Origin of the sequence: Clostridium sp. (genome assembly GCF_036781005.1) — a bacterium.
Lineage (GTDB): Bacteria > Bacillota > Clostridia > Clostridiales > Clostridiaceae > Clostridium_B.
In genome coordinates this window covers 1-17,545 of the sequence record NZ_DAIQBT010000046.1, presented here as the reverse complement: position 1 = coordinate 17,545, position 17,545 = coordinate 1, and the positions used below count along the sequence as shown (strand labels likewise).

Below are 17,545 nucleotides of genomic sequence, written 5' to 3'. Positions count from 1 at the left end.
CTTTAAGAAAGGAAAAGTATAATGAATTTTTACTATATGTTCATTATACAAGGTGTTAATATGCTTGAAAATATAAAAGATGTTTTAGAGATAATAGATAACTCTAAGGATAAACTTATTAATCGTTATATAAGTAAAGTTACTCAAAAGGTGCTTAATTATTGTAATTTAAAAGAATTACCTATAGAGCTTCAAGGTTTTGTAGAGGATAAAGTTATTTCCATAATGCAGTATAAGCTACAATCAACAAGCAGTGATAACAGTAGCAGGGAAGTTAAGTCAATTCAGAGGGGAGATACTAAAATTGAATTTGCTACCATGTCTGAGAAAGATGAAAAAACACTATTAAATTTTAGCAATTTAGACATGAAAGAATTAAATAGTTTTAGGAAGGTGGCTTGGTAGTATGGATGAAGCAGCACTCCTTGAATTAACTTACTTTGATAAAGCTACAATAAGCGGTCAAATACCATATACAAAACCTAATGGAGCTATAGCTTTTAAAAATGGGATAAAGGCAGAAAGTGTTAAATGTGCTATTTCTAAAAAAGAACCTCAAATACTAGGCGAAACTGAAACAGTAGCTAATATAAAATATACAGTTGTTATGTTTTGTAGACCAGACACAAATATTGCTGCAGGTGATGATGTTCAGGTAACATTTGAAAGTGGACTGAAAAAAAATTATATAGCTGGAGAGCCATTTCCTTATTCAAGTCATTTAGAGGTACCTTTAACAAGAAAGGATAGAAACTAAATGTTTGAAATTGATGGTTTAGATGAATGGATAGCTAAATTAGAAAGAATAAAAGTAGAGTTTCCAGAGGGAATTGAAACTGAAATATTAAAATTGGCAAATAAGTTACTAAGAAAAGTTAAACAAAGAACTCCAGTAGGTGATACAGGAGAGTTGAGAAGAAATTGGGAAATAGGTGATATGGTAAGGGGAGACAATGGCTGGTATATAGAAGTTTTCAATAATACTGAATATGCACCTCATGTGGAATTTGGACATAGAACAAGGCTAGGAGTAACTAGTAATCCTAAACACTATAAAGCAAAAGGAGTTATAGCTTATGTTCCTGGAGTGCATATGTTGAAAATAAGTGTAGAAGAATTAAATGCTCAATTGCCAGGTGAATTAAAGCGTTGGATTAATAGAGTGTTAGGAGAATAGTATATGATTAAGTATAACGATATAAGGGATGCATTTACCTTAAAATTAAGTGAGAAGTATCCTGGAATAAATATATATGATGAAAAGATACAGCAGGGTTTTGAATCACCTGCTTTTTTTGTGCAATTAATTCCTGGTAGTTCAACAAGAGAAAGCAAGAATGTTAAGTCTAGGTTCTTATTAGTTGATATTCAGTACTTTCCCAAGGAAGTAAATTCTACTGAAGAAGTGTTAAATATGACAGATGATTTGGAAGATATGTTTAAAAGTCATATTGCCATTAAAGATAGAAATATCAAATTAGACAATGCTCAATCTCAAATAATTAATGATGGAATTGGCACGATACTACACTTCCAGGTACCTATTAACTACTATGAACTAATTGAAAAAGATATTGAGAACTCTAATGTAATGAAAGATATCATCTTATAAAAGAAAGGAGTGTAGAGAATGTTAGGATTACCTAATGTAAATATAACTTTTAAAACCAAAGCTAGTACTGCTATGCAGAGAGGGCAAAGAGGAATTGTAGCTCTTATATTAAAGGAAACAGGTCCAGTAAATAATCCTATAAACATAAGTACTATACCAGATATTCCAACAGGATTTACTATAGAAAATAAAGAACAGATAGAGTTGGCGCTCCGAGGAGGAGTTAATCCGCCTAAAAAAGTAATAGTTTATGCGATACAACCAGAGGCTACTAATTATGATGAAGCTTTAAAATACTTAGAAGTAACTAGATTCAATTATTTAGCAATACCGTTCATAGAAAAAGAAGCAGCAAATATTATAGCCACTTGGGCAAAAGGACTTAGAGATACAAAAGATGTGAAAATTAAAGTTGTATTACCACACACTACAGCAGATCATGAAGGAGTTATTAATCTTGATACAGATAATATTATAGTTGGTGAAAAAACATATTCAGCAACTCAATACTGTTCTAGAATAGCAGGCATTTTGGCAGGATGTCCTCTTAACATGAGTGCTACTTATACGGTTCTTCCAGAAGTTGATGATGTACCTCATTTAACTAAAGAAGAATCAGATAAAGCAATAAACGAAGGCAAATTAATTTTAATTAATGATGGTGAAAAGTGTAAGATTGCAAGAGCTATAAACTCCTTAGTTACTACTACTAAGGATAAAGGTGAGGACTTTAGAAAAATATTAATAGTGGACAAGAATGATATGTGGCATGATGATGTAAAGCGTACAGTAAGCGATTATTATCTTGGCAAATATGCAAACACCTATGATAATAAAATATTGCTTATAACAGCTATACAGGCATATAATGACCAGTTAGCGCTTGAAGGATTACTAGATAATTCTTTAACTGAGTATAATAAAGTTTTTATAGACGTAGCAGCACAGAAAATTTATTTGGAATCTATTGGAGAAGATGTTGAGAACATGAAAGACCAGGATTTAAAAGAAGCTAATACAAAAGATAAAGTGTTTATAGCTTCTAATTTAAAATGGACAGATGCAATGGAAGACTTCAATATCAATGTAACTATTTAGGAGGTGTACTAGATGGCATATGATGCACAAAAAACTATATCTGGTACTCAAGGTGAGTGCTGGTTAGATGGAGACTACTTAGACAATGCAACAGGCTTGCAGGCTAAAGTTAAACTTATAAAAGAAGAAGTTAAAATGTGCAAAGTTATGGGTAAAAAATATAAGGTTGTAGGCTTTGAAGGTAGTGGAACTTTAAAATTAAATAAAACTAACTCTAGGATGCTTTTAAAACTAGCTAATAAATTAAAGGAAGGCAAGAGTGTAGTTTGCACTATTGTAAGTAAGCTAGATGATCCTGATGTGGTTGGTGCAGAGCGTGTAGCAATAAAAGATGCAACCTTTGATGAATTTGACTTAGTAAATTGGGAAGCTAAAAAGATACTTGAAGAAAGTATACCTTTTACATTCTCAGAGTATGAAATTTATGATTGGATACAGCCATAGAAGATTATGGCTGATTTTACTTTTAAGGAGGAATATTAATGGCTAATAATGTTATGGATTTATTATTAAAATCAGATACAAGTAAGGTCAAAATACCTACAAAAGAGGTTAAAATACAAAGCTTATCAGAGGCATTTGGAGAGGATGTTATATTTACAATCCAGGCAATAGGAATTGAAAAATATAATGAAATTCAAGAGGCTGGGGTAACTGTAGATGAAGATGCTATTAGCGATATAGATTATAATAAAATACAATTACTAACTGTTATAGAAGGGGTTAAAGAGCCAAGCTTAAAATCTAAAGAACTTATGGAACATTTTAAAGCACGCACTCCTATAGAATTGGTTCAAATAATGTTTTCAGGTAAACCAGGAGAAATTGCAACTTTGTATAACCATATAAACGAGTTGTGTGGTTTTGGTAAAAAGGCGGTTGAGGAAATAAAAAACTAATAAATTCTGATGGTGAAGTAAACACCATGTATTACCTTTTTAAAACTAAAAGGTTAAACAAACCATCAGAATACTGGAATTTGGAACCAGGTGACAAATTAGTATTAAGAGCTTTCGTTGAAAAAGAGATAGAGGAAAGAACTCGCAAGGAATTAATATTGGAGAGAGAAAAGGTGCCAATATTTAGCGTGGATGTAGTATAATGACACTAGGAGGTTGATGTTATGAAAAAAATATTTATAGTAATGCTTGGTGTTATTATAGCTATGTCTTTAGCAGCTTGTGAAAAGAAAACGGAAGTTGTAAAAAACAATGATAAGGTCAATCAGGAACAAGAAGTTAAAAAAGAAGAAAAAATAGATACTGAAACTAGTGTTAAACAAGAAGTTAAAAAAGAAGATATTAAATCTTTGTTTAAAATTGAAGAAGTTAAAAACAAAGGTGAGGAAGATATTAATTCTTTACTAGGACAACCAAAAGAAAAAGAAGAGACTAGTTGGCATCCTAAGAATTCTAGTGAGACCATAAAATGCTTTGCTAATATTTATGAAAAAAACAATTATGAAATAGAAGTACTATTTATAGATAAGGTTGCAGCTAGAATAACAATTACTCCTAAAGATAAAATTAGTTATCCGGAAGAAAACGAAAATATATTGAAAAGTTTAGGGATATCACCTGTTCAATGCGATTTTGAAAATAGTTTAAAAACAGAGTGGAGAAATAAATATGGGGTTTATAATTTTACCATAAATGCATTGGGTGAAAATGTAAGCTTTATTTATATAATATTAGATCAGAAATATGAGTAAAGACATCTTTTAAAGATGTCTTTTTTATTCCTATAAAAAGGAGGTGAGACATATAGCTGATGAAGAAAGACTTGGTGCTCGTATTGAGTTTAATACTAATAACTACATGGCTTCTATGCAACAAATTATAAGTCAGACAAATGATTTCAAACAATCTGTACAGCGTGCTAGAGAAACTATGGAACATGCAGCAAAAACTCGAGTAGAAGCTAAAATTAGAGTAGATAATACCCAAGCCATGCGAAGTACAATAGAAGTTAGAGACAACTTAAGAAGACTACATCAAAATAAACCTATAACAATTGCAGCAAGGGATATGACCAGACAGACATTTAGGAATATACTTAGCACTTTAGGGAATTTAACTGGAAGGCCTCATAGAGTTGTGTTAAAAGCAATAGATAAAACTAAGGAAGTAATATCTGGTATAAAAAATAGTATATTCAATCTTAAAAATTTAGCCGCAGGAATTGTTTTTGGAGCTACTGCTAAAGCTGGGTTTGATGCAACAATAGGGGCTGGTGCAAGGTTAGAACAAGAAGAAGTCGCTATGGAACATTTTATAGGATATCAAAACAAGGGTAAAAAAGGATTTGATGCTGAAAAAGCCACACAAGATTATATTGCACAGCTAAGACACAATGCCAATGTAACGCCATTTAGTACCAATGAGGTTATATCTGCGGGACGTAGGGCTGTTAATATAATGCAAGGCGATACAAAAGGTGGTATGGAACTTGTAAAGCTTGCTGAAAACATGGCAGCACTTAATCCAGGAAAAACTGTTATGGATGCAATGGAAGCTCTTGCGGATCTAAAGCAAGGTGAAGCTGAAAGAATGAAGGAATTCGGATTTACTTTTCATGCTGATGATTTCGTTAAAGATTCAGGAGCTGCAACGAAAACGAAAATGTCTAACCTTACTGATGATCAATTTAACACTGCTTATAATAGCATTGTAAAAAACAAATTAAATCCATATTATGCTGGTGGAGCTGACGCACTTTCTGAAACTATGTTAGGACAATGGTCAACAACGACAGGTTTGATGCAAAGTATGGGAGCAGATATTGGTAAAGCATTTCTTCCTCCAATAAATAAGGTTTTAGCACAAGTAAATAAAAGGTTTGAAAGCTTTTCTCAATCTAAGGCATTTGGAGCTATAAAAAAACAAGTAGAAAATTTTGCAAATTCTCAAGGTCAAAAACTTTTAAAATGGTTTGATGATTTAGAAAAACATCCTGAAAAGATAGAAAAAGGCTTTAATAATGTTAAAAATACCTTAAAAGGTATAGGAGATGTGTTAAAAACAGTAGGGAAATTAGCAGGTGAAGCATATAAACTAGTCAAACCTCTTTTAAATTTTGCAGGTAAAAATCCTAAAGCAGCACTAGGAATATTGGCAGGCTTAAAATTTGGCCCAGGAATTATGAAAACTATATTACATGTACCTAAAAATATAAGAAAACTAAAGCAGGAACTTTTAGAATTAAAAACAGCATTAGGTTTTCTAAAGGGAGCATCTAAGAATAATTTAAAGGGAATTGGTAGCGTATTTAAAAGTATAGGCAAATTTACAGGGAAAGGAATTGGGAAAGGTTTAAAAGGTACATTAAATGTTCTTAAAAGTATTGGCAAGTTTACAGGAAAGGGAATTACAAAAGGATTAAAAGGAACTTTAACTGTGCTTAAAACAATAGGTAAAGGTTTCGGCACTGTTTTTAAAGGAATAGGTAGAGGGGCTACTGTTGCTTTTAAGACTGTTTTAAAAATTATTAGTATAGCAGGAAAAGGAATAGGAAAGGGATTAATGTCTGTCCTTAAAATTTTTAGAACAGTTGGTATGGGAATAATTAAGACTGCAGGGAGAGTTTTTGCATTCTTAGCAGCTAATCCGATTGTGGCAATCATAGCAGTTATAATAGGAGCTTGTATATTACTTTATCAGGCGTGGAAACACAATTGGGGTGGCATTCAGGATAAAACAAGGGCAGTAATAGACTTTATCAAACCTAAAATAGAGAGTATCAAAGAAACTTTTGAAAATGTTAAACAAAAATGTAGTGAATTTGCTGAGGCAATTAAGAAAAAATGGAATGAACTAAGAGAATTCTTCCAGCATCCTATTAAAGGAACTATTGAGTTGGTTCAAAAAGGTGCTGGTTGGGTTAAAGGTAAGCTTGATGGAAGTCATGCCACAGGAATGTCAAATGTGCCTTACAATGGATATCTAGCAGAACTGCATGAAGGTGAAAGAGTTCTTACAGCTCAAGAAAATAGAAGCCTTAAAGAAGGTTTTGGAGGCATTACTATTGCAAAATTAGCTGATACTATAGTTGTAAGAGAAGAATCTGACATTGATAAAATAGTTGATGCTCTTGTAAGAAAACTAAAAAAGACTAGCTTTAATATGGCATAGTAGGAGGTGTACTTTATGGAATTTTGGCTTTTACAAAATAAAGACAAGCTACAACTCCCAGTGCCACCTTCAGAATTCGAGGTTAGTGTTGGAAATATGAATGAAACTATAGTAGTAGAGAACGTTGGCGAGGTTAATTTATTAGGTAAGTCAGGGCTTGCTACTATTTCTTTATCATCATTTTTTCCTGCTCAAGTATATGACTTTTGTCAGTATACAAATTTCCCCAAACCATACGAATGTGTTGCTTTAATAGAAAGGTTTAGGAAGTTAGGGCAAGTAAGAGTACTTATAACTGAAAGTAATGTAAATCAAATTTTTTATATAGAGGATTTTCAATATGGTGAGAGGGATGGTACTGGAGATGTTTATTTTACTTTAAACTTTAAAGAATATAGAAAAGTTGTGGCTAAGTCCGTTAACACATCAAAATCAAATAATGTAGCACAGAAACCAAGACCTGCAACTAAAAAGCCTTCTGCAGGTACAAGGTATACAGTAAAAAAAGGAGATTGCCTTTGGAATATAGCAAAGAAGTACTATGGTAATGGTATGAAATATAAAGATATAGCAAGTAGAAATAATATAAAAAATCCTAACCTAATTTATCCTGGGCAGGTGTTAACTTTATGATAGAGTCTTGGATAATGTATAAAAATCAAAATGGATACTGGAAAGAAAATGCTACAAATTTACTTAAAACAATAATTATAAGTGGCAGTAAAGATGAAGTTGCTCGTAAACTCGAGGCGACTTTTTTTTATAGCATTTTTGACCGAAATCATGAAAATGTTCAAATAGGAGTAGGCTCAAAGATATGGATTGTACTAGATGGAAAGGAGATATTTAGAGGCATTGTTTGGGAAAGAGAACTAAATTCCCATCAGGAATTGGTTATTATGGCTTATGATTATTTGATTTATCTCCTTAAAAGCTCTGTGACTTTTAATTTTAAGAATATACTAGCAGAGGATGCAGTAAAAAAAATTATAACTGAATTGGGCTTACAATGTGGAAATATGCCTGAAACAGGAATAAGAATTAATAGGCTTATACAGGATAAAACAGCATATGAGGCAATAATGGAAGTACTTACTCAGGTATCTAAGCAGAATGGGAAACAGTATATTCCAGTATGTGATGGTACTAAAGTTTCAATTATCGAAAAAGGAGCTACTGTAGTTGACTATGAATTGACATGTATAAATGCATTCCAAAAGGATAATGATGTCGGGAATGTTATTAATACAAGTTATAAAGATACCATGGAAAACATGGTTGGAAGGGTTAAAATTTATGATGATAAGGGTAATTATCTAAGCAAGGTAGAAAATTCTAGTCTTTTTGAATACTATGGAATAATTCAAAAGACATATCAAAAAGAAGAGGATAAAAACCCTACTCAGGTTGCAGGAAACATGTTGCATGGTGCTGATCAGGAATGTAGCATAGAGGCTTTAGGCAATTGGGAATGTAGAACAGGGTATGCTATAAAAACTAAGATATTTTATATAGATAGCTTACAAAATGGTCTATTGTATATAGATGGAGATACTCATATTTGGGAAATGGGAAGCAACAAATATACTATGACTTTAGACTTAAGTTATAAAAATGAAATGGATTCAAAGGAGGATTAGCATATGAAAGACCCATATGTTGAACTAATAAACATAATAAAAAAGAGAGGATCGGATAATAATCCTCCTGCTATTCAATTAGGCACAATGGTTACAAGTACTATAGTAAAAGTAGAAGATCTACAAATAGACGGCGATAATTTATTTGTAGATGAGTATTGGAAAGGCAAACTAAACTCAGGTGATATTGTTGCCCTACTAGCAATGGAAAATAGGCAAACATATATTATTTTGTCTAAGGTGGTGAGAATGTGAGTGTTCTACCTAATGATACTGAAATACTAGATAAGGCCATACAAGAGACAATACAAGAAGGTGAAGAATTACCATTATGTAAGGAATATGCATGGGATTTTGATAAAAACAAATTTATTTTAGAGAATGGTAAGTTTAAGGTAGTTGAAGGAAATGAAGCTCTTAAAGTATGGATATGGAAGGCATTAAAAACTGAAAGATATAGACACTTGGCCTATAGCTGGAATTATGGACATGAATTAGATTCACTCATAGGGAAAGGACTAAGCAATGCAGCATTAAAGCTAGAGGTTGAACGGTATATAAAAGAGGCTCTTTTAATTAATCCTTATTTAAAAGACATATATAATTTAAATATTACAATTGAAGGAGCTAAACTAGATATTGATTTCACAGTAGAAACTGTTTATGGGGAGGTGAATATATGTGTTTAATAGATATACAGAAGAATCTGATTTAGAAATATGTGAGAAAATGAAAAATGATATATTTGATGATATAGATAAGTCGGAGGGTTCTTTTATACATGATGCACTTTCCCCAACATCGCAACAGATATTCCAAAATAGAATGAAACTAAATGAAATTCTAAACTTAGTTTTTGTTCAAACAAGTTATGATGAATGGTTGGAACTGTTAGGAGAATCAAGAGGAATACCAAAAAATAAAGGAAAGAAAGCTAGTGGTAAGGTTACATTTATAGGTGCGAATACTGCTTATATTAAAAAAAACAGTTTAGTACAAACAAAGACAGGATTGCAATATATAACAATGGAAGATGGCGTTATAGTAAATGGAAAAGCTAGTATTGATATATTGGCCATAGATATAGGTACTAAGTATAATGTGCCTATAAACAATATAGTGGAAATACCTGTTACTATTCCAGGTGTAACAAGTGTAACAAATGAAGAAGAAATTCAGGGTGGTAGTAATGTTGAAACAAATGATGAATATAGAGAAAGGATATTACAAAGAGTTCAAAATCCACCTAGTAGCGGGAATAAAAGTGATTATGAAAGATGGGCTAAAGATATAGATGGAGTAAAGGGAGTTAAACCAATTCCACTCTGGGATGGTCCCGGTACCGTAAAGATAATTATTTATGGAGACAATGGAACCGCATTAGATAATAAGATAATTCAAAATGTAAAAACATATATAGATCCTACTGATGGGAAAGGTGAAGGTAAAGCTCCTATAGGAGCTACAGTTACAATTGTTACTGTGACAAACAAAGTTCTAAATATAACAATAACAGGCCTTGAAACAGATTCATTGGAAAGTACTAAGGTCATTATAGAAAATAATATAAAAAAATATCTACAAGAAATTAAACCAGGTGCAGCCGTAAAATTAAAGGAATGTGAAGCTATAATCACCAATACAGAAGGGGTTACTGACTTTAAAGGAATAAAATTAAATGGCAAAGTAGAGAATGTTATAACCTCAGATGAAGAAAAAATAATATTAGGGGAAATAATCTATGAATAGTTATGGATATATAAGAGAGTCTTTACCAGAATTTTTATTTGATGATGAAGTGTTTAATCAAATTATAGTTTCTATAAGTAATGCATTGAATAGGTTAGATATTGACACTGATGACTTACAAAGACAGTTATTCCCTCAGACATGTACATGGGCAATAGACATATGGGAGGATTTATGTGGAATAAATAATAAAGGCAAGACTATAGAGGTTAGACGAGCTAAAGTAATTGCTAAACTTGCACAAGTAAGCCCTATTACAATAACAAAAGTTGAAAATATAGTTAAAAACTTTGTTAAAGATAGCTATGTTGAAAATATACCAAAACAATATGTATTTAGAATAAATTTAAATGGAGAATTTAACTTTAATATGCAGCAATTAAAAGAAGTTATTGAAGATATTAAACCGGCTCATTTAGCCTATGTAATTAGGTATTTTTTAGAGTATATAGTGTGTTATACAATAAGCGTAACTGCAGATATAAATACTACTATATGCTTTCATAACAGTGCTTATAATATTCCAACGCATTTATTATTAAATGGGTTAGCTGACTTAAATGGAGAATATTACTTAAGTGGAGCTATTAGACCAGATGGAATAAAAAAGACTTTTTACTTTATAACTGAAAAAGCATTTTCTCACCTAGCAGTAAATAATACTATTAATGCTACTATAAATAGTTTTGTATCAGCATTAATTAGAAATAGTACAACTATAAAAGGCAGTGGTGAAATTTATAGATTTAAAGCTTTAAATGGTAAATATAAATTAAATGGTGAGATAGACTTAAGTAATAAAAATATTTTACTACAAAATATATAGGAGGACAGGATATGGCAGGAATTATAACAAGTATAACAACAAATAAGGCAAGGCAAAAGCTCGCTAAGGCACATTATTGTGGTTCGCCAGTACCAAAGTTAGTAATGGCCGGCTGGGGAACTGGTGGGGTCGATATAAATGGAGATGTAATTAAACCCAGTTCAGTTGCTACGCAGGTTGCTGGAGAGATAATAAAAAATAAGATTAAAACCTCAACACTTAGTCAAGATGGATTAAGTGTTATTTTTACTGCTGAATTAATGCCAGGAGAAACTGGAGTGCTTAATCAAAAGATAAGTGCTGTTGGCCTATATGACGAAGAGGGCGATTTAGTTCTTATTAAGAATTTTACTCCAAAACAAATGGATTCAGATAGTAAAATATCGATTGAATGTACTGAAGAATTTTAAGTAGAAGGGAGTGAGTTCTATGGAAAACTTTGATACCAGTAATGCTAAATTTAATGGTGAAGTAAGAAAGCTAGAGATTACTGATCCGTGTCATGCAGATACATTCAACGCTATATTTAATATACTTGTTAATAATGATGTGGCACTTAATAAGAAGATTGAAGAAGATATAAAAAGAGAACTTTCTAGTATACAGGCGGATACAACAGATTTAGTTTTTCAGTTAGCAATGCAAAACTTACTGAACACTTCTAACATGAAACATGTTTTTGTAGATAAAATAGAGAGTAACAATGATGTTAACTTACTTCAAGGTATGTATGGCGGTGGCAAGGTTTATATCTAAAAGGGTTATTTTCTAACAAAATTATAATTTTAAATAACCATGTATGCTAAAATTAATCAGTTAAAATATAATTGAAGGGTGACAATAAGTGGAACCATTAATTTTACAAAAGAAAACAGAAGTACTTCTTAATAAAGAGGTATATCCAGTGCTGCAGAAGTTTCCTAAATCAGAGAAATTTGCACTTTGTCAGGAAATTAAGCAGGCTTTTTATAGAGTTATTAGAAACGTTATGCTTGCTAATAATATAAAAAGAGATAGAATGCACTACTTTCATCAGGTAGATGCAGATCTAAAACTTTTACTAGTGCTATTTTCTATATCTAGAGAACAAAAGTATATAACAGAAAGAAAATGCTTACAGCTCCAAGAGAGAGTAAGTGAATTGGGAAGAATAACTGGAGGCTTAATGAAAGCAGCAGTTAAATAATTTAATATAGGGTTAATTCTGTATGGGCTTCCTATCGTGTTATCCGTGGGTACTCGTCCGCCCGCTATATCAATAACAACAATAGTAATAATACTAACAATAACGTTGGGTGGCGCCCCGCCCTGTAAGATTTTAGATCAATGCGACTACGGTTTCATTGACATGACCCTTAAGTTCAGTCGGACTTAAGTTTGAACTTCAGGGGAGAGTTAATCCTTCACTACGAGAAGTAGTGTAAACACATGAACAATGGCATAATGCCAAGTCTAATCTAAATAGAAAGGAATGCCATTATGTCGAATTATCCTTTATATGATAAAGTTTGTGACTACAATTTACTTAAACAAAGTTACAAGAAGGCACAAAAAGGTAAACGAAAGTACAATAAAGATTCAATTATATTTGACATGGCTCGTGAACGAAATCTTGTAAACCTTTGGCGTGAACTTAAAAATCAAACTTATAAACCTAGTAACTACATTAGATTTACAATTAATAAACCAAAAGAAAGGATTATAAATGCTCCATGTATTCGAGACAAAATAGTTCAACATAGTGTGCACATGGTATTAAAGGAAATCTATGGACCAGTATATGTAAAAAGTACATACGCATGTTTAGATGGGCGTGGTACACATAAGGCTGTTGATAAAGTACAGCACAATATGCGACTTCAGAAATGGCAGAACCAAGAAAACAAGATGCCTGATAATGGATGGATTATAAAAATTGATATTTCAAAATTTTTTTATTCTATTCCACATGATATTTTAAAGAAAATACTTGATCAAAAGATTAAGTATGACCCAAAGTTCCGCAATTTGGTTCACGTAATAATTGATAGCAGTCCTGAAGGCAAAAAAATAGGTATACCATTAGGTAATGTATCATCTCAAGATTTTGCAAATATAGATATGAATAAGGTTGACCAGTATGTAATGCGATACCTTGGTGAGAAACTATATGTACGCTACATGGATGATATTGTTATAGTTGTTCCTACTAGAAATGAAGCTGTAGAAACACTGCAGAAAATAAAATGGTTCGTTGAAGAAAAAATGAATTTGAAATTTAATCAAAAAACAAAAATTTTTCCGATTGATCAAGGAGTAAATGCGTTTGGATTTAAAATTTTTACAACTCACAAATTAGTTAGAAATAAGTCTAAGACTGCTATGAAGAAAAGAATAAAAGCAATGGATAGAAAAGTACAGAATGGAGAAATGTCTAAGGAAGAGGTCCAGCAAAGTGTAAATAGCTGGTTAGGACATGCTAGACATTCTAATAGCTATAATTTATCTAAAAAAATATTTTCTAAATACAATTATATAGAAATAGAAAATCCAAAGTTTAAATTTGGACAGAGAAGCACCCATTACTGAGTGCTTTTTATTTTACTAAAAAGGATGTGAAGTAAATGGCTGATGGAGATGTAATTAAATTAGGTACCTTTTATTTAAATGGCACAAAGCAGGCAAGACCTACTTATCCATGGCAAAACGGTTCTACGCCTTCTAGTGCACCTGGAGCGGGTAATATCCCTACCTATTCAAGTGGAAATATAGAAATAAAGGACACTGATAGCAATGATGCCTATAAAATCAACTGGATAGAGGTAAATGATGGAGGGGGAAAACTCCTAATAGCTGATAGAAACTTATTGGTTAGTGTTTCTTGGGATACTCTAAATTCTCAAGGACTTATAAGCGGGAAAAATATTATCATTGATGGCCAACAGTATAAATTAAGGCTACTTACTGGTGGTAGTAATTATAGAAATGGTAATTATGACGGAGGTACTCCTAATAACAATGAATGGGATAGGATAATATGTAATGAAGGGGGATTTAGTGACCTACCAACTCCTAACTCTAGTGACTTAGATACTAACACAAATGAAACAGATAGAGTGGGGACACATAATGGTAAATGGAATTGGTATTGCTGTTATAGCTGGGTGCAGGAAACATATTCTCCAAACGCTTCCTATCGTGTTATCCGTGGGTGCTCGTCCGCCCGCTATCTCAGTCACAGCGATATTAATTATGCTAACAATAACGTTGGGTGGCGCCCCGCCCTTGAAGTTCTGAATTCTGCCCCTCTGATCTCTGATAATAATAGGGATTTGGGTAATTATGCTTCAGCTTTGGTGAAGAACTATACTATATCTGATTCTGATGGGGATAAAATATCTATTGTTGAGAAATTAGATAATAGTGTGATTAAAAGATTAGACAATCAATCCTCAAGTGGTGATTATATACTAGATTTAAGTTCAAAATGGAGTAACTTAAGTTTAGGGAAACATAATGTAACAATTGAAGCAACCGATTTAAAAGGAGCAATAAGTACAAGAACTTGGACATTCACAAAAACAAACAGTGCTCCAGGAAAGCCCCAAATAATAAATTTGAAAAATAATATAAGGTTACCTGAAGATTTTAATATAGAATTTCAAATATCAAGTGATCCAGAGGGAGATGTACAAAAGATAAAAGCTCAGGTTGCAGATGATAGTAATTTTAATAGGAACATAAAAGAATTTTTATTTGAACAGGAATTAAGTAATAAGGATAGTGGTAAGAGTTTTAAAATTAAAATTTCAGGTATTGAAAAAAACACTACAAAATATGTTAGAGTGGGAAGCACAGATTTAGGAAGTAATACAACTTCGTGGTCAGAGTTTGTTGAAATTAAGATAGGTAATATTTTGGAAGTGCAAACACTTCCAAGTAAAACTCAATTTTATCCTTCAACAATAATATTAAAGGATAAAACAACAGTAGATAGTAAAGCAACTGCTGTTGTATATGCATGTAATAATGCATTGGATAAAACTCCAGCATGGGAAGATATAACTGTAGCATATAAAAGAAATGAAGCTTATGAATTTATAAATAAATTTAAAACAGCTGATACTTGGGCAGTTTCTGTTAGGTATGTAATAAATGCAAATGATGCAACAGGAGAAATATCTATAGAATCTATAGGAGTAGGGGTGAATTAATGTATGGCTAGAAAAGTTTTGAAAGATATACAGATAACACAAGAGCAACAATTAGAGGAGTTTGGAAGGATTATAACACAGGAGAAATTTAAAAATATGCAAAAGGATCAAATTATAAATAAGTTAGGCGAGGAATTGACTCAACTTAAGTTGCAACAATTACAAAAATAAATTGAAAGGTATAGGTGATAAATATGAGTTTTTGGCAAATGGCATATAATTTAGGATGGATAGATGTGGATAAAGAAAAGGCAGCTGAAAAGTTAAGAATTGCGGTAAAAACAGATATAAACCAATTTGGCGAAATTACACCAGAGGAATATAAAACCATTACTAATATAGATTTTGTAGCATAGTTGAGTCGCATTTGAAATATAAAGCGACTTAACTAAATAATTGAAAGGCAAAGTAAAGGACTAGAGATGGCCTTTTTATTTTGCCTTAATTTATAGAAATGGGGGTGCAGCATGGAGCAGAATATACAACAGGAAATTTTAGAAAGGATAGTAAGGATTGAAACTAAAATAGATGGATATAACAGTACAAGAGAAAGAGCTGACATGGCTTTTACTAAGGCTTGCCAAAACGAAAAAGATATAAGTGAAATAGAAGATAATTTAAAGTGGCTTTGGCGAACAATTGCTGGAGCTATTATTTTAGGGATTTTAAGTGTAGTTATTAAATTTCAATAGGAGGGATTTTTTATGAATATAAACATAATGGACTATATTATGGAACAGGCTTTAATACTTATACCAGTACTCTACGTGCTTGGGATAATGCTAAAACAAACAAGTAAAATTAAGGATTGGACTATACCATGGATCTTATTAATTGTGGGGATAGCTGGAGCTATAGCTTTATTAGGGGTTAATGCAAATGCGGTAATCCAGGGCATATTAGCTACTGGTGCGGCAGTATATGCTAATCAACTCGTCAAGCAGACTACACAGAAGAGGGAGGAATAGAGTAATGATTATAGGAATAGACATGGGGCATACATTAAGCGGAAATGACTATGGAGCAAGCGGAATAAAAGAGGAAAGTTTACTAACAAGAGAAGTAGGAAATAAAGTTATTCAAATGCTGCAGACTTTAGGGCACACAGTGGTGAATTGTACGACTGACGCAGCTTTTAATTTAAATGCATCGTTAGCATACAGAGTGGATAAAGCTAATAAGTACAATTTAGATTTATTTGTGTCTATACATTTTAATTGTTATAATAGCCAGGCACACGGATCTGAAGTGTGGACTTATGGTGGAAAAGAATTTGTAGAGGCTACTAGAGTATTAAAAAATTTAGCCGATTTAGGATATACAAACAGAGGAATTAAAGATGGTAGTAACTTATATGTACTTAGAAATACAAAAGCTAAAAGTATGCTTATAGAATGTTGCTTTATAGATAATAAAGAAGATGTAAATAGATATAATGCGGAACATATGGCAAGAGCAATAGTAGAAGGTATTGCAGGACAATCTATAGTAGTTAAACCAGTTCAAAAGGAGGAAAAGAAAGTGGATTTAATAGTATATGGGGAAGGTGCGGATAAAAGAGCAGCGGAGTATTTATCAGACTATTTAAAAACACCTATAATAGAAAAGAATAATTTAAATAAAGATATTATAGATGCATCAAGAAACATTTATATGGTAGGTGGTAAAGATAAACCTACACCTAATACGACATTAATATCCGGAACCAACAGATTTGATACCATGCAAGCTGTGTTAAATTATATTAAGAAGTAATTTTTTTAAGGTAGCTTAGGGAATATCCTTTGCTACCTCTTTTTTATTTTATAAGCAAAAATAAAAATTGTTATAAAAGACAAATTAAAAATGTATAATTAGCAGTGCAGAATAGACAAGAGCTGCCAATATTAAAAAGCATATGCATATTGTAGTTAGAAAAAACAATGCTTTTTACAACAAATTTAAAAATAAAAAATATAGATAAATAAATACCCAGAACATTGTCCAACACGATTTTTAGCTATATAAAATTTTACAAGGCAATTCTAAAAATAAAAAGGGATGCGAAACTATTGTTAGGGCAGCACTATATAAAAAATCAATGAAAGGTTGCAGATATTTTCATCCTTCTATAGTTGTACCAATATTTATAAAAATATATAGGCAAATAAAAAAATAGAAATAAAAATGCACTATCATTCTAAACAATATTTTTAATATAAAAGGAAAATTTAACTTATCGAAGAATATTTACATATACTGGTAGTGTATTCGAAAAACAATAATTAACAATTACCAGAGGTTGTAATAAAAGTGCT

Annotated in this window: 26 protein-coding genes; all 26 read left to right on the top strand. The window is 31.8% G+C overall.

What is annotated here, in order from left to right:
• Positions 1 to 36: 36 nt before the first annotated feature.
• The 26 genes from V7Q02_RS14265 to V7Q02_RS14140 all read left to right on the top strand — a co-directional run bounded on the left by V7Q02_RS14265 (position 37) and on the right by V7Q02_RS14140 (position 17,003).
• Positions 37 to 405: a phage head-tail connector protein gene (locus V7Q02_RS14265; RefSeq protein ID WP_333861748.1), complete on the top strand. Its 369-nt coding sequence runs from the start codon at positions 37 to 39 to the stop codon at positions 403 to 405.
• Between the two features lies 1 nt (position 406).
• Entirely contained in the window at positions 407 to 757 is a 351-nt protein-coding gene (locus tag V7Q02_RS14260) for a hypothetical protein (protein ID WP_333861746.1), read from the top strand.
• Positions 758 to 1,177 (top strand): HK97 gp10 family phage protein, encoded by a 420-nt coding sequence (locus V7Q02_RS14255; protein WP_333861745.1) that lies wholly within the window; start codon positions 758 to 760, stop codon positions 1,175 to 1,177. It begins immediately after the preceding gene.
• Positions 1,178 to 1,180: 3 nt separating this feature from the next.
• Positions 1,181 to 1,612, top strand: a complete 432-nt coding sequence (locus V7Q02_RS14250; RefSeq protein ID WP_333861744.1) for a phage tail terminator family protein — start codon at positions 1,181 to 1,183, stop codon at positions 1,610 to 1,612.
• Positions 1,613 to 1,630: 18 nt separating this feature from the next.
• Positions 1,631 to 2,710 carry a phage tail sheath subtilisin-like domain-containing protein gene (locus V7Q02_RS14245; protein WP_333861743.1) on the top strand — a complete coding sequence of 360 codons (1,080 nt, stop codon included), beginning with the start codon at positions 1,631 to 1,633 and terminating at the stop codon, positions 2,708 to 2,710.
• 12 nt (positions 2,711 to 2,722) lie between these two features.
• On the top strand, positions 2,723 to 3,154 hold the full coding sequence (locus V7Q02_RS14240; RefSeq protein ID WP_333861742.1) for a phage tail tube protein: 432 nt from the start codon (positions 2,723 to 2,725) through the stop codon (positions 3,152 to 3,154).
• Positions 3,155 to 3,192: 38 nt separating this feature from the next.
• On the top strand, positions 3,193 to 3,609 hold the full coding sequence (locus tag V7Q02_RS14235) for a phage tail assembly chaperone (protein WP_333861741.1): 417 nt from the start codon (positions 3,193 to 3,195) through the stop codon (positions 3,607 to 3,609).
• A gap of 26 nt (positions 3,610 to 3,635) precedes the next feature.
• The gene (locus V7Q02_RS14230) at positions 3,636 to 3,812 is read left to right on the top strand and encodes a hypothetical protein (RefSeq protein ID WP_333861740.1); all 177 of its coding nucleotides are present in this window, start codon (positions 3,636 to 3,638) and stop codon (positions 3,810 to 3,812) included.
• Positions 3,813 to 3,833: 21 nt separating this feature from the next.
• Positions 3,834 to 4,421, top strand: a complete 588-nt coding sequence (locus V7Q02_RS14225) for a hypothetical protein (protein WP_333861738.1) — start codon at positions 3,834 to 3,836, stop codon at positions 4,419 to 4,421.
• A gap of 43 nt (positions 4,422 to 4,464) precedes the next feature.
• Positions 4,465 to 6,840: a hypothetical protein gene (locus tag V7Q02_RS14220; protein ID WP_333861736.1), complete on the top strand. Its 2,376-nt coding sequence runs from the start codon at positions 4,465 to 4,467 to the stop codon at positions 6,838 to 6,840.
• A 15-nt stretch (positions 6,841 to 6,855) separates the two neighbouring features.
• On the top strand, positions 6,856 to 7,473 hold the full coding sequence (locus tag V7Q02_RS14215) for a LysM peptidoglycan-binding domain-containing protein (protein ID WP_333861734.1): 618 nt from the start codon (positions 6,856 to 6,858) through the stop codon (positions 7,471 to 7,473).
• Positions 7,470 to 8,480 (top strand): XkdQ/YqbQ family protein, encoded by a 1,011-nt coding sequence (locus tag V7Q02_RS14210; protein WP_333861733.1) that lies wholly within the window; start codon positions 7,470 to 7,472, stop codon positions 8,478 to 8,480. The genes V7Q02_RS14215 and V7Q02_RS14210 overlap by 4 nt, the downstream gene beginning before the upstream one ends.
• Before the next feature lie 3 nt (positions 8,481 to 8,483).
• Complete coding sequence (locus tag V7Q02_RS14205; protein ID WP_333861731.1) at positions 8,484 to 8,735, top strand: hypothetical protein; 252 nt, start codon at positions 8,484 to 8,486, stop codon at positions 8,733 to 8,735.
• Positions 8,732 to 9,169 carry a DUF2634 domain-containing protein gene (locus V7Q02_RS14200; RefSeq protein WP_333861730.1) on the top strand — a complete coding sequence of 146 codons (438 nt, stop codon included), beginning with the start codon at positions 8,732 to 8,734 and terminating at the stop codon, positions 9,167 to 9,169. The genes V7Q02_RS14205 and V7Q02_RS14200 overlap by 4 nt, the downstream gene beginning before the upstream one ends.
• Complete coding sequence (locus tag V7Q02_RS14195; RefSeq protein WP_333861729.1) at positions 9,162 to 10,229, top strand: baseplate J/gp47 family protein; 1,068 nt, start codon at positions 9,162 to 9,164, stop codon at positions 10,227 to 10,229. The genes V7Q02_RS14200 and V7Q02_RS14195 overlap by 8 nt, the downstream gene beginning before the upstream one ends.
• Entirely contained in the window at positions 10,222 to 11,055 is an 834-nt protein-coding gene (locus V7Q02_RS14190; RefSeq protein WP_333861728.1) for a putative phage tail protein, read from the top strand. The genes V7Q02_RS14195 and V7Q02_RS14190 overlap by 8 nt, the downstream gene beginning before the upstream one ends.
• An 11-nt stretch (positions 11,056 to 11,066) precedes the next feature.
• Positions 11,067 to 11,465, top strand: a complete 399-nt coding sequence (locus tag V7Q02_RS14185; RefSeq protein ID WP_333861727.1) for a phage tail-collar fiber domain-containing protein — start codon at positions 11,067 to 11,069, stop codon at positions 11,463 to 11,465.
• 19 nt (positions 11,466 to 11,484) lie between these two features.
• Positions 11,485 to 11,811 (top strand): hypothetical protein, encoded by a 327-nt coding sequence (locus V7Q02_RS14180; protein WP_333861726.1) that lies wholly within the window; start codon positions 11,485 to 11,487, stop codon positions 11,809 to 11,811.
• A gap of 88 nt (positions 11,812 to 11,899) precedes the next feature.
• Positions 11,900 to 12,241 (top strand): diversity-generating retroelement protein Avd, encoded by a 342-nt coding sequence (gene avd / locus V7Q02_RS14175; RefSeq protein ID WP_333861724.1) that lies wholly within the window; start codon positions 11,900 to 11,902, stop codon positions 12,239 to 12,241.
• Positions 12,242 to 12,534: 293 nt separating this feature from the next.
• A complete protein-coding gene (locus tag V7Q02_RS14170; protein ID WP_333861723.1) occupies positions 12,535 to 13,623 on the top strand; it encodes a reverse transcriptase domain-containing protein in 1,089 nt (362 codons plus the stop codon).
• Positions 13,624 to 13,658: 35 nt separating this feature from the next.
• Positions 13,659 to 15,248, top strand: a complete 1,590-nt coding sequence (locus V7Q02_RS14165) for a hypothetical protein (protein ID WP_333861721.1) — start codon at positions 13,659 to 13,661, stop codon at positions 15,246 to 15,248.
• 3 nt (positions 15,249 to 15,251) lie between these two features.
• On the top strand, positions 15,252 to 15,419 hold the full coding sequence (locus V7Q02_RS14160; protein WP_333861720.1) for a hypothetical protein: 168 nt from the start codon (positions 15,252 to 15,254) through the stop codon (positions 15,417 to 15,419).
• 23 nt (positions 15,420 to 15,442) lie between these two features.
• The gene (locus V7Q02_RS14155; protein WP_333861718.1) at positions 15,443 to 15,604 is read left to right on the top strand and encodes an XkdX family protein; all 162 of its coding nucleotides are present in this window, start codon (positions 15,443 to 15,445) and stop codon (positions 15,602 to 15,604) included.
• A gap of 111 nt (positions 15,605 to 15,715) precedes the next feature.
• Positions 15,716 to 15,940 carry a hemolysin XhlA family protein gene (locus V7Q02_RS14150; protein ID WP_333861716.1) on the top strand — a complete coding sequence of 75 codons (225 nt, stop codon included), beginning with the start codon at positions 15,716 to 15,718 and terminating at the stop codon, positions 15,938 to 15,940.
• A gap of 12 nt (positions 15,941 to 15,952) precedes the next feature.
• Positions 15,953 to 16,216: a phage holin family protein gene (locus V7Q02_RS14145; protein WP_442882174.1), complete on the top strand. Its 264-nt coding sequence runs from the start codon at positions 15,953 to 15,955 to the stop codon at positions 16,214 to 16,216.
• Between the two features lie 4 nt (positions 16,217 to 16,220).
• The gene (locus V7Q02_RS14140) at positions 16,221 to 17,003 is read left to right on the top strand and encodes an N-acetylmuramoyl-L-alanine amidase (protein WP_333861715.1); all 783 of its coding nucleotides are present in this window, start codon (positions 16,221 to 16,223) and stop codon (positions 17,001 to 17,003) included.
• Positions 17,004 to 17,545: the final 542 nt, after the last annotated feature.